General features: G+C 59.2%; 10 protein-coding genes. 4 read left to right on the top strand and 6 right to left on the bottom strand.

The genetic code is table 11. From position 1 onward, the window contains the following. Nucleotides 1-60: 60 nt before the first annotated feature. Nucleotides 61-321, bottom strand: a complete 261-nt coding sequence (locus tag AC3WQS_RS25295) for a GlsB/YeaQ/YmgE family stress response membrane protein (protein ID WP_019744228.1) — start codon at nucleotides 319-321, stop codon at nucleotides 61-63. A gap of 188 nt (nucleotides 322-509) precedes the next feature. Between AC3WQS_RS25295 and dctA the strand changes: the two genes are divergently transcribed. Both dctA and AC3WQS_RS25285 read left to right on the top strand, forming a co-directional pair. After that, on the top strand, nucleotides 510-1,907 hold the full coding sequence (gene dctA, locus AC3WQS_RS25290; protein WP_492712452.1) for a C4-dicarboxylate transporter DctA: 1,398 nt from the start codon (nucleotides 510-512) through the stop codon (nucleotides 1,905-1,907). A 548-nt stretch (nucleotides 1,908-2,455) separates the two neighbouring features. Beyond that, the gene (locus AC3WQS_RS25285) at nucleotides 2,456-3,310 is read left to right on the top strand and encodes a glycosyltransferase family 2 protein (RefSeq protein WP_492712451.1); all 855 of its coding nucleotides are present in this window, start codon (nucleotides 2,456-2,458) and stop codon (nucleotides 3,308-3,310) included. Nucleotides 3,311-3,327: 17 nt separating this feature from the next. On the opposite strand, the gene AC3WQS_RS25280 is transcribed toward AC3WQS_RS25285, so the two are convergent. Continuing rightward, nucleotides 3,328-3,630 carry a hypothetical protein gene (locus AC3WQS_RS25280; RefSeq protein ID WP_047889529.1) on the bottom strand — a complete coding sequence of 101 codons (303 nt, stop codon included), beginning with the start codon at nucleotides 3,628-3,630 and terminating at the stop codon, nucleotides 3,328-3,330. 361 nt (nucleotides 3,631-3,991) lie between these two features. On the opposite strand from AC3WQS_RS25280, the gene AC3WQS_RS25275 reads away from it, so the two are divergent. Then, complete coding sequence (locus AC3WQS_RS25275) at nucleotides 3,992-4,879, top strand: glycosyltransferase family 2 protein (protein ID WP_133728515.1); 888 nt, start codon at nucleotides 3,992-3,994, stop codon at nucleotides 4,877-4,879. Between the two features lie 197 nt (nucleotides 4,880-5,076). Here the strand turns inward: AC3WQS_RS25275 and AC3WQS_RS25270 are convergent, their stop codons facing one another. The 4 genes from AC3WQS_RS25270 to AC3WQS_RS25255 form a co-directional block, all read right to left on the bottom strand. Continuing rightward, the gene (locus tag AC3WQS_RS25270; RefSeq protein ID WP_492712450.1) at nucleotides 5,077-6,441 is read right to left on the bottom strand and encodes an outer membrane protein assembly factor BamB family protein; all 1,365 of its coding nucleotides are present in this window, start codon (nucleotides 6,439-6,441) and stop codon (nucleotides 5,077-5,079) included. Next, entirely contained in the window at nucleotides 6,438-6,944 is a 507-nt protein-coding gene (locus AC3WQS_RS25265) for a hypothetical protein (protein WP_492741569.1), read from the bottom strand. The genes AC3WQS_RS25270 and AC3WQS_RS25265 overlap by 4 nt, the downstream gene beginning before the upstream one ends. Nucleotides 6,945-7,173: 229 nt before the next feature. Further along, nucleotides 7,174-7,878, bottom strand: coding sequence for a hypothetical protein (locus AC3WQS_RS25260; RefSeq protein WP_492712448.1), 705 nt, complete (start codon nucleotides 7,876-7,878; stop codon nucleotides 7,174-7,176). A gap of 183 nt (nucleotides 7,879-8,061) precedes the next feature. Further along, complete coding sequence (locus tag AC3WQS_RS25255) at nucleotides 8,062-10,308, bottom strand: MMPL family transporter (protein WP_182263019.1); 2,247 nt, start codon at nucleotides 10,306-10,308, stop codon at nucleotides 8,062-8,064. A gap of 224 nt (nucleotides 10,309-10,532) precedes the next feature. On the opposite strand from AC3WQS_RS25255, the gene AC3WQS_RS25250 reads away from it, so the two are divergent. Next, on the top strand, nucleotides 10,533-11,981 hold the full coding sequence (locus AC3WQS_RS25250) for a zinc-binding metallopeptidase family protein (RefSeq protein ID WP_021343534.1): 1,449 nt from the start codon (nucleotides 10,533-10,535) through the stop codon (nucleotides 11,979-11,981). Nucleotides 11,982-12,061: the final 80 nt, after the last annotated feature.

Genomic DNA, 12,061 nt, shown 5'->3' with positions numbered 1-12,061 from the left:
TCCCCCCCCCCCCCCCCCCCCCCCCCCCCCCCCCCCCACTTCGCGAATTGCGTTGGCTTGCTATTTCTTGCCAGTGACGGCGCTGTAGCCGATCGAGAGCACGGCCGCCGCGGCGATGCTGATGATCCAGCGGATCCAGTCGATTCCACCCGTGTCGCCCTCGTCCGAGATCGCTCCCCAGACCCAGTACCCGATAAGCGCTCCGGCGACACCCAGGACGACGGTGATGATCATGCCGTACTGCTGCTTACCTGGCAGTACGAGACGAGCCAGGATTCCGATGACTGCGCCGAAAATGATGGTTCCAATAATTTGCCCCATGACAGCCCCTCTCACACGTCGTGCATGCACGCGGACGGAAGATCACCGCTCAGGGAAACAATAACCACAGTCACACACAACTGTCGCTTGTTGACCGAATTGTTGTCCGAGATGCAACCTCGACGTGTTACATCCACGACATTCGCGAGTTATTTTTTCGCAATCAAGCAGACCTACCGTTCCCATCCATGCCAACTTCCGTAAAACTGCCGAACAGCGAGCTCGCGCGACTCGCCAACAAGCCGCCCTGGTACCGATCACTGTTCGTGCAATTGATCGCCGCTATCGTCATCGGCGTTCTCATCGGCTGGTTGTGGCCGGAATTCGGCGCGAATCTCAAGCCCCTCGCCGACGGCTTCATCAAGCTGATCAAAATGCTGATCGCGCCGATCATCTTCTGCACGGTCGTGATCGGGATTGCTCACGTCGGGGATCTGAAGGCCGTGGGGCGTATCGGCGTCAAGGCTCTCATCTACTTCGAGGTCGTCACCACTTTCGCGCTGCTGTTCGGACTACTCATCGGCAACCTGATGAAACCAGGAGCGGGATTCAACATCGATCCGGAGACGCTGGCGAACGGTGCGGACGCCGTGGCCGCCAAGACCGGAAGTGGCGAACTACCACACACCGTCGAATTCCTGCTCAATATCATTCCGGTGTCGATAGTTTCGGCCTTCGCCGAGAACGCACTCCTCCAAGTCCTCTTCTTCGCCGTACTGTTCGGGCTCGCCTTGGCCAAGGCAGGCGAGAGTGGACCACCGATCGTGTTCGAACTAGTCGATCGTCTGAGTCATCTGTTCTTCACGATCATCGGCTGGATCATGAGACTGGCGCCGTTGGGCGCTTTGGGCGCGATGGCGTACATCGTCGGCCAGTACGGGATCGCTTCGCTCGGAAGTTACGGAAAGCTGATCGCCGCATGCTATCTCGCCGCCGTCCTGTTCATCCTCATCCTGGCCGCGATAGTCAGGTACTTCGCGGGCGTGAACCTGTGGAAGTTCGTCAAGTACATCAAGGACGAACTCTTCCTCGCGTTGGGAACGGCGTCGACCGAAGTAGTTCTGCCCCGAATCATGGTCAAGCTCACCAACGCCGGATGCTCGCGCACTACAACAGGATTGGTGGTGCCTACCGGCTACTCGTTCAATCTCGACGGCGCCACGCTGTACCTGTCGATCTGCATGCTGTTTCTGGCTCAGGCACTCGGCGTGGACCTGACACTCGGTGAACAGATCACTGCCGTCCTGATACTGATGCTCACGTCCAAGGGAATGGCCGGCGTGCCGGGATCGTCATTCCTGGCACTGTCCGCCACCGTGGCCGCGATCGGTCACGGCGCAATTCCAGTTGCCGCAGTCGCCCTCCTGCTGGGCGCCGATCGAATCATGGACTCGATGCGAGTCTCGGTGAACCTGCTTGGGAACTGTGTCGCTACCTTCGTGGTCGCAAATTGGGAGGGGCAGCTCGACAAGGAGCGCATGCGCCGAGTGCTCGACGGAGAAGACGTTCCACCGCTCGAGGAAGTCGATCCGATCACCGGGAAAACTGTTCCGGCACCCGAAACCGAGGGCGCCGTGCCCCGTTGAGGAGATGGTGACCACCGGCTGCACGTCGGAATCGGTGCTGAAGGTTCGCGGGGACGTACTTCACCGGAATACTCAGACCAGCACGCCCGAACGCAAATATTTGCAGGGGGTGGCGAGCTTGCCGACTAAGAACTGGTGAATTCACAGATATTCCACGTGCGCTGGGCTAACTCGGCACCAGGGAAAGCATCCTCCACTATCTCAATATTGCTACGCGGTTGCCATTGTTCAGATCCGAAGATCAGCGAACTGCCAGCATTATGTTTGCCGCAAATAGAAGGACTAAAGTCCACTGTTCAGCCGACAAACAGACTCGAGTGAGCAAAGAATCAAACATTGCGGAAACCATTCTTCCGAACACAGAAACGCGCATCTAGCTGCACTTATGTCGACGCCTCGACGGAGTGGGCATTTGCAGAAATGACCGAAATCTCACCACTCCAAATTGCCGAAACGGACACCCATTGCTATCGTAACCTTTGCGAAGGACTGGACTAATTGCCCAGCAAAGGAGCCAAGTGACCGAGTCCATGCAAGAAATTGAACACTTGTCCACTAATCGACTCTCCGTCGTTGTTCCAGTATTCAACGAAGAAAACTCCCTTTCGAACTGCATCGAGCGCTTACTGATCCAGTCCGAAATCGACGAGATTCTGGTCGTCGACAACAACTCGACGGACAGCACCGCATCGATCATTCACAAGTTCGCCGAGAAGCACGACCGAGTGAGATATGTCTTCGAGGCCCGGCAAGGCGTCGTTCATGCGCGGAACGCCGGCTTCGACGCCTCGACCGGCAACATCATCGGTCGGATCGACGCAGACACGCGGGTCCAACCGGGATGGGCCCGTGCGGTCAAAGGTTTCTTCCAGCGCAGCACTGCGCATTCAGCGGTCGCCGGACTCACCTATCTCTTCGAATCGCCGTTTGCCCGAATCCACCGTTTCGCACTGGACCGTCAGGTCAAGCAGGGAAAGTTCGATTGCGAACGTCAAGTACTTGCTGTCGCCGGAGCAAACATGGCGATCAGAAAAAGCGCATGGCTGGCCGTCCGCGAGCGAGTCAGCGACCGGCCGGACATCCACGAAGATATCGACCTTTCACTGTGCCTTCGGAAGGAAGGGATGACGATCGGTCAGATCGCCGACATGCGAGCAGAAACGTCCGGTCGACGCGGTGAAACCCCTCCGTTGGAGTACCTGAAGTACAACCAGGCATCCGAATCGGTTTTGCACCTTCACAACATCATGAATTGGCGCCTCAAACTGACAATCTGGGGCGACTCGATGCTCCACGCGCTCGTGTGGCCCGTTTACCGCCTCTACAACTTCGAGCAGGAGCGCCTGGAGTTCAGGCGCTTGTTTGGCAGATCGCAGGGTCGAATCATGCCGGTTCACCAGTAGCCCATCGATTTCGATAATCACCGCAGATTCGAAGTGATAGTGCAGAATACGGTCTCGTAGCTGATCCACACGATCGTTCGCCGACAACTGGTCGAGGTATACCGATGCCCGGTCACCATCGACGACAATTCGGCCGCGAGGGCGAGGTCGACAACCTCTTCGTCGATCACCCGTCGCGTTGCGCCATTGATCAGTGGAATCTTGAACACCTTACCGACGGCGGTTGGCAACTCGACGACGAGCTCATGCGCCGAGTACACGGGGGCGAAGACGTTCCATCGCTCGGGGAAGTCGATCCGCACGGGAAGGCCGTTCGGCATAGTTCGATCTGAATCTCGCAGTAAACCTACGCCGAGGCCAAACAGTCGGGCAGTCCGTCTCATCAAGTCATCCACCACGGTATGGAAGGCGTGAGATACGGCATAAGTTCTGGCACTCGAACGACGGCCCACACATCGACCGACAGCCGGCGCCGCCACAGCCCTCTTATCGATCAGATATCCCGCTACCTGCAATTTTACAAACAAGAATCTCAACAAAAAGAACAAATCGTACACCAGTAGCCATGCGGCCGTTTCGGCATGGCGTACCTACCCGAGTGCCACGATTTTGAAGGTGAAAAATTGATTGATACCGTTATTTTGTGAAGATTCGCCCAAACCGTAAACCTCAGGAACGATTGTGACGTCCCCAAAGCAATCGACTGAGAATCCTCACCGAAATAAATTGTCGGTCGTTGTACCTGTGTTTAACGAAGAGGCAGGAATCGCGGACTGCATTGACCGTCTGCTCGCGCAAGGTGACACAATCGACGAAATCTTGATAGTCGACAACAACTCCACCGACCGAACTGCCTCGATAATAGAACGCTACGCAGGGTCACACGAAAAAGTTCGATATATCTTCGAGTCACGCCAAGGTGTTGTGCATGCCCGAAATGCGGGTTTTGACGCGTCTTCTTGTGAACTGGTCGGCCGAATCGACGCCGACACCCGGGTCCAGACCGGATGGGCGGCCGCGATTTGCGAATTCCTCGGCCCCAACTCCACCCACTGCGCCGTTGCGGGCGTCACATACCTCTTCGAATCCCCTTTCTCGCGCGTCCACCGGTTCGTACTTGACCGACAAATTCGACGTGGAAAGTTCAATCATGATCGCCGAGTGCTAGCTGCTACCGGAGCGAACATGGCCGTGAAAAGATCAGCGTGGCTAGAAGTGCGGAAGAATTTGAGCGAGCGCACTGACATTCACGAAGACATGGATCTCTCGATATGTCTCCAGAAGATCGGGTTGACAATCGGACAGTGCGACTCCATGCGCGTCGAAACATCGGGGAGGCGGGGAGAAACACCTCCGCGCGAATACTCGAAGTACAACCGCGCTTCTGAATCGGTCCTTCGACTCCACAACGTCATGAATTGGCGCTTCAAGTTCCTGATCCGGCTGGACACAGTTGTCCACGCCTTGGCATGGCCGATATACCGTGCATACAATTTCGAGCAGGAGCGTTTTGAGTTCAGACGCTTGTTCGGCAAATCGCAAGGACGAATCATGCCGGTCAACCAGTAGCCAATCCAGCCTCGCTATTCACTACAGGTGCGAAGTGACAGTGCAGCAGAGACCCCTCGTTGCTGATGCGCACAAAAGTCCGCCGCGTCCTCCACGAGGTACACCGAAACCCGCTCATCGATGACCGTGCGGGCCGCTGACCGCCGAGTACCGAGCGCTTATCCGAGTGTATTAACGGACATGCACCACACCGGATCTCACGACACCTTCAACGCCGTGATGCGGTCTTCACTGGAACGCAACAGCACCTTGTCCCCCGCCCACAGCTCCCGCGGCATCGCCCAGGGGGTGAACTCGTCGTCCCCGTCCTGATCCACCCGAACCTCCCAACTACGTTGGCCCGTAAGGACATCCGTTCCGTAGACGTTTCCCTCGTCGATAACGACATCGCCGTGCCAGACAACCGCCCCGGCGCGCTCGGCGTTCGATCGCCACAGGACCTCACCGGTGAAGAGGTCCACGAACTGGACCTCGGTCTCGGAACCGGAACGGGTCACGGCAACCACGTTGCCGATCACCGCCAACGACTGTGCGGTGTCGAAGAGTTCACTGTTGGACCACAATTTCTCGCCGGAAGTCCGGTCGAAACCGCTGTGTCCCAGAATGATCGGAGTCGATCCTCCTGCGGGATTATCTCGGCTGTATCGCCCGCCGTAGTACGAGGACTCCGAGGGCAGTTCGTCCGTCCTGGCGAACTCGCGCCCGTTCTGATCGAGCGCGTACTCACTTGTCGGACGGCCATTGCCTTCGCAACCGCCATCCGACACCAATGTCACCCCGTCCGACGATGTATGCGCGGTCGAACAGGTGGAGTAACCGTGTACCCACCGCTGTTCGCCGGTCTTCAGATCGAATCCCAGAGACTCGTCGAGAGCGATCACACCCAGATCGCCGTGCACCGACATCACCGGATCGACGTATCCGGCTTCCCACGATCCACCGACGTCGAACGCTTTGGACCAGTTCGCTTCCGGATCGTCGACGGTTCCGCTGTGCACGCGAACGTCGTTGCTCTCGATATCACCCTCGAGCGCGAGGACCGTGTCACCCGAGACAACCGCGATGATCGGTGCCCACGGCGTCTTGATGTCTCGACGCTCTCCTGTCTCGATATCGAAAAGTGAGTACGAACCACCGGATACGTACGGCCCGGAGAAACACAGCACCGAACTGCCGAGCAGAGTCTCGGAGCAACCACCGATGTCGACCGCCGACGTGCGCCAACGAACTGTGCCATCTTCGGCGTCCAATCCGACCAATTCTGCGTCGTCCAACGAATACGCCTGACGATCCGGCATACCGATCATCGTGACCACGAGTGATCCGGCGTCGATGAATCCGCCCATGTCCATGTTGAATTCGGTGCCAACAAGTGGGCTCCGAAATATCGCGAACTCGCGCCCGAGAATCTCGGAGGCCTCGACGCTCCATAGCGGCGACGAGATCGCTGTCGGTTCGGAACTCGTCGACGTGACCACCGTGGCGATGGCGGCAGTGACGGTGACTACGGCTGCGGCGGCCGCGATCCGAAGGCGCGATTTCGGGGAGAATCTGGTGGTCATCGAATCTCCAAGCCTTCGGTCGTCGCGAGAAACTCCAACTGCTCGAACGTCATCGGCACGTTCGGGATCGCAGCCGACGACGAAACCGAGACTTGGGTCCCATTCGGACGGGTGACGACCACCGACCTGCTCGTTTCCTGCGTCGATTCTGCTTTCGAGCCGTCATTTGTCATGGGTACGGTCGAGTAATCCCGTTCGTCTCGCTCGATCACGGATCCATCCGGTCGCGTCACGAACTCCAAGGGGTGCCCGTAGTAGGAGGGGTCGTATTTGTTGGGCTCCGCGGGGAGTGGTTGTCCGCCGGTAATTGTCATGTTGAGCGTCGACTCGTTCTCTCCCGTCCGAGTGAGAAATCTCTGACATGCGGTGGACCTGTCATTCTCCGCGACCGTCAGAGCGCCCGGTCCGGCATCAAGAATCGGAAAACCCGGAGGTACAGCACGCCATCTGATCTCGAGTACGGCGTTGAGACGTTCGATCGTCGCGCGATCGAGTTCGGCCACGTCGCTAGAGTCTCGAGGGATCCCGTGGCACCCGGGCGAAAGCGGTGCCGTACCCGGGGGAACTGGCGTGGTGATTCGCAGCTGTGGCATTTCGACAAGGGTTACAAGTTCGTCGAGCGTCAGTGGCACCACGCCGGAACTCTCGGCGTCCGGACCTCCGTCGTTGTTCGTGTCGTTGAGATACGCCTGAATACGGGTCCCGTCGGCGCCGTACAACATCGCCGACCGACTAAGGGTGCGTACCACCATTGGTTTCGCTCCACGTATCCTGCAGATCCATCACAGACTGGTCGGCCAGCACCCGACGTTCGACGAGCGACCCCGCAACACACGATGGGATCGGATCAGAACTCGAGTGCAGCATCAGGCTGAGCGCGCCGATCTTCCCGTCCCGAATCAGCGTCCCGGACGCAGTGGTGGACGCCAACTCCTCGAGCGAGAATCCCTCGGGCAGCCCATCTGTGTTCGAAGGTGCAGAGATCGGCCCGAACTGCAGCGAATTACCCGGACTGGCGAACTTCAGCTCGACATCTTTCGGGAGCGCCTGTTTGACCGCGTCGGACATCGCGGCTGCCTTGGCGCTCGAGAACCACGGAAAACGCGGATCGTCGTACGTGTCAGAACCGTCCAGAATGTAGGAGAAGAACGTCTCCTCCTCTGGCGCTTCGACACTCGCACAACCCGGAATCATTGTCGGGTACACCGCGCTCGGCGTGACGTACGAGAATTCAGGCACGTCCTCCGCCGGAATCTCGTCCGGTGTAGACGTCATGGTGATCGAAGATGACGCAGCTACAGAGATGTCATCGGACGGCGAGCTGCTCCACCGATCCACCAGCCCGGCAACCACTGTCCCACCGGCGATCAGGGAGACGACCGTCAGCGCGAAGGTCCACTTCTCGGCCCGCTTCGAATCGGTTTGCTCCTTCGACACGTACCCTCGCAGTCACTGTCACGGCTCGCTCCCGATGCGCGTCGCCTCTGGAAGTCCTGTCGCGATCACAGCGATTTCTGTTACCAACCGGATGGTTTCCTATCGCGCGGGCGCCGCATGAAGACAGAAGAACGGGGTGCCAGTTGCTGTGCAACCGGCACCCCGTCCTGACGACCTGAGTGCTTAAACCCTCACAGGCACCTGATTCGGGTCTGGATCGGAATCCGGATCCTGCTCGATCGGAATCCGCCGAATCGCTTCACCCTCGATGTCGACGTTCGGCAGGATCTTGTCGAGCCACGCGGGCAACTTCCACGCCGAATCACCGAGGATCGACATGACCGCAGGGATCACGATCATGCGGATGATGAAGGCGTCGAAGAAGACTGCCGCCGCGAGACCGAAGCCCATCATCTTGCTTGTCGTCTCCGAGGACAGCATGAATGCGCCGAACACGGAGATCATGATGATGGCCGCCGATGCGACCACGCGAGCACCATGGGTGTAGCCGGAGATGATGGCGTCCTTGGCCGACAATCCGTGCACGTATTCCTCGCGCATTCGCGTCACGAGGAACACTTGATAGTCCATCGCCAACCCGAAGACCACACCGATCATGAAGATCGGCAGGAACGAGATGATGGGTTGTGTGTGCTCGATCAGCCCGAAGTCGCCCAACTGGAAAATGGCAACCGTGGCGCCGAAGGTCGCACAGACGGAAAACAGGAATCCGAGAGTTGCGGTCAGCGGCACCAAGATCGAGCGGAAGACGACCATCATGATGATGAACGCCAGCCCCACAACCACGATGAGATACGGGATGAGCGCGGAACTGAGCTTCGACGACATGTCTGCAACGATCGCGGTTTGACCCGCTACACCGAGTTCTGCGCCTTCCGACTTCACCGTCGATCCGTAGTCCCGGATCTGATTCATCAGCTCGTGGGTTTCGGGGCCGCTCGGAGACATCTGCGGGGTGACCGCGATGAGCGCAGAGTTTGCGCCCGCCATCGGGTTTGCCGCGTCCGGTCCGTTTCCGACCCACATCAACTGATCCGGCGTTGCGACGTTGTCGAGGCCCTTGATGTGCGCGACAGTGCCTTCGGCAATCGCGGTGATGTCGGTGCCGTCGGGCGCGTCGAGCACGACGAACAATTCGCCGTTGACGCCTTCACCGAATCCTCGTTGCAGGAGGGCCAGTGCCGGTCGCTCTTCGTCTTGAGTGAACGAGAGTCCGAGTTCGAGCTTCGTCATCGGAATAGCCGCGATCACCAGGAGGACCAGAGCAGCACCCGCGATCGGCCACGGGTACTTGGTGACTATCTTGGCCCAGCGATGTCCGTTGGATTCCATCGTCTCGGGCTCGTCACCGTGGCGAAGCCCGGGAATACGAGGCGAGAACGCGAACCGACCGAAGATGCCCAGAACTGCCGGGATCAACGTGATTGCGCCGAGCACGGCGATGATGACGGCAACCGCTGCCGAGATTCCCATCTGCGTGATCATCGGGACCCCGACCACCGCCAGGGCTGCCAGCGCAACCACAACTGTCAGGCCCGCGAATACGACCGACGAACCGGCTGTACCTACTGCGCGTCCGGCAGCAGCTTCCCTGGTTCCGCCCAGATTGAGCTCACTGCGGTAGCGCGAGACGATGAACAACGCATAGTCGATCGAGACTGCGATGCCGATCATCGTGACGATTCCCGTGACACCTTCGTTGATGTCGAAGAAGCCCGAGCCGAGTGTGACCGTCAGAGTGGCCAGCGCAATTCCAAGAATTGCAGTGAACAACGGGATGAACGCCGCGATGAGTGCGCCGAACGCCACGATCATCACGATGAACGCCACCGCGAAGCCGAGCATCTCCGACAGACCGCCCGCGGCCTGCACCTGCATCATCGAACCGGTGCCTTCGACTTGCAGGCCACCAGTGCGGAATTTTGCCATCAAATCGAGCAACGCCGTCTTGTTCGCCTGCGTCTGATCCTCGATGCGAATCGACTGATTGAGCTGGATCAGCCCGACCTTGCCGTTGTCGCCGAGAACGGCGGACGCTACCGCCGGATTGGCCTCCGCGAGAGTGACCGGATTGACGATCTTCTCGGGATCGACGATGTCCGGCAACGTCTTCGCCTGTGCGATCAACTGGTCGATCTGATCGCTGTGCGCGGCAAGCCCGTCGTCTGCCGCGATGAGAATGCTGGTCGACGCCTGAGTTTGCTGCTCCGCTGCCGCTGCAAAGTTCTCGTTCATCAACTCGGTCGCACGCTGTGAATCCGTGCCCGGAAGATTGAATTCTTTGGAGAACGTCGGATTTGTGGCGCTGATAGCGCCCCCCACCACCGCGATCACGATAATCCACGCGGCCACCACGAGATACTTGTGGCGGAAAGCGAACTTCCCCAACCTGTAAAGATACGTAGCCAACGTAGGCCTCTCTCGCCGTGGACTGGTCTGTCCGAAGAACACGGAGTCTTTCGGTGCCAAGGTCATACGGTACGGACCGATCGGCCCATTGGCACCCGGTATATCTGCGAAAACGGCATATCCGGCGCGCTCTCCGTCTCCTTTTCAGACCGCTCGGTACCGTGGACACGACACGGGCAGGCGCCTCACCAGAGCAGACGTCGCGTAGTACGAAAGGCAATCCCATGAATCACGGCCAGGCCGTCGATCGCGATCTCCTCCTTGCCGGCCAACAGCGACTCGACGCGCTGGGGCCACGATTGACAGGATCACCTTCACACCACGCTGTGGTGGAAGAAGTCGCGAACGAACTGACCGAACTGGGCCTCGAAGTCCGGCGTGATTCACACACTTTCGAACGCTGGGATCTACCGGACACATCTGAGGGGCTTCGCATCGAATTGCCGACGGGACCGATCAAGGTTTCGTCCGCATTCCCCTACTCGGGATTGACCGGACCACAGGGAATCTCCGCTCCCCTGGTCTTCGTCAGCGCGCGACGCCCCAAATGGTCCGCGGCCAAGGGCGCGATCGCGGTGATCGAGGTCCCGCACGTCGATCTTCCCCGCAAGCTCCTGGTCAGCGAGTGGGGTCCGATCGCCACCGCCGAGACTCTTCGAAATCCGGTTCTCTCCGCAACTCTTCTGGGCCCGAAACTCGACAAGGCTCGCAAGGCCGGAGTGCTCGGCGTGATCGCGGTGTGGCGTGACATTGCTCCGGACAACGCGCTGGGACAATATCTTCCGTTCACGCAGCCTTACCACGACATCCCCGCCGTCTGGGTGGCCGGCGACGAGGGCAGGAAGGTTGTCGCTGCAGCTCGTTCCGGTCAGCGGGCGACTCTGGTTCTGGATGCAACTCTGCATCCGGACACCCGGACCGACACGGTGTGGGCGGTATCCCCGGGGACATCACCGGAAGAGACGATTCTGCTCATCACTCACAGCGACGGAACCAACGGCGTCGAGGAGAACGGGCATCTGGGAATGTTGGCCTTGGCGCGGCACGCCGTCGCGCAGCCGCATCGACGGTCGTACGTTTTTGTGCTGACGACTGGCCACCTGCGAATTCCAGCGGTGTCCAAGCACGGACAGGCAACCTCCACCTGGCTCGAAGCGCACCCCGAGATGTGGAAGGGCGAAGCCGGTCAGGCGCGCGCAGTAGCCGGGATCGCGATCGAACACCTCGGCGCGCTGGGTGATACCGAGGACACCTCGACCGGCAGCTATGCGTTGGTGACCACTCCGGAACCGGAACTGCTCTACGCGACGAGCCGAGAAGTACACGACATCGTTGCACCGCTGTGGCGCGACATCGGGGCAGGCGATCGCCGAATCGTGGCGCCAGGACCGGTCATTCATTTCGGCGAGGGTGAACCACTGTTCGAGCGGAAGATCCCGGCAGTCGCTTTGGTGACGGCGCCGCAGTACCTACTAGCTCTGCGTGATGCCGACGCCGCCACGCACGTCGATCTCGACGCGATGGCCAAACAGGTCGAAAGCTTCCGCGATCTGCTCGACGCGTTCGATGCAACCGACACCGCGGCTTTCGGTCCGGTGGTCTCGCGCTCGGTATTCGCGAAGTTCTCATCACTACTTCAGTTGATGCAGATTTTGTCGAAAGCCAAGAAATAGTGCTGTGGGGGTCTTTTTCCCCCCCACGCCTAGAAAAAAAAACAAAAACATGGCTCCCCCTTCGTTGCGCCCACCCCCAC

The sequence above is a fragment of the Rhodococcus sp. FW305-130 genome (assembly GCF_058788335.1).
This window is presented reverse-complemented; position numbering and strand designations above follow the sequence as displayed.

Coding starts and splice junctions, on each gene's coding strand:
- AC3WQS_RS25295 (WP_019744228.1), bottom strand. CDS start 321: ATGGGGCAAATTATTGGAACCATCATTTTCGGCGCAGTCATCGGAATC.
- dctA (WP_492712452.1), top strand. CDS start 510: ATGCCAACTTCCGTAAAACTGCCGAACAGCGAGCTCGCGCGACTCGCC.
- AC3WQS_RS25280 (WP_047889529.1), bottom strand. CDS start 3,630: ATGCCGAACGGCCTTCCCGTGCGGATCGACTTCCCCGAGCGATGGAAC.
- AC3WQS_RS25270 (WP_492712450.1), bottom strand. CDS start 6,441: ATGACCACCAGATTCTCCCCGAAATCGCGCCTTCGGATCGCGGCCGCC.
- AC3WQS_RS25250 (WP_021343534.1), top strand. CDS start 10,533: ATGAATCACGGCCAGGCCGTCGATCGCGATCTCCTCCTTGCCGGCCAA.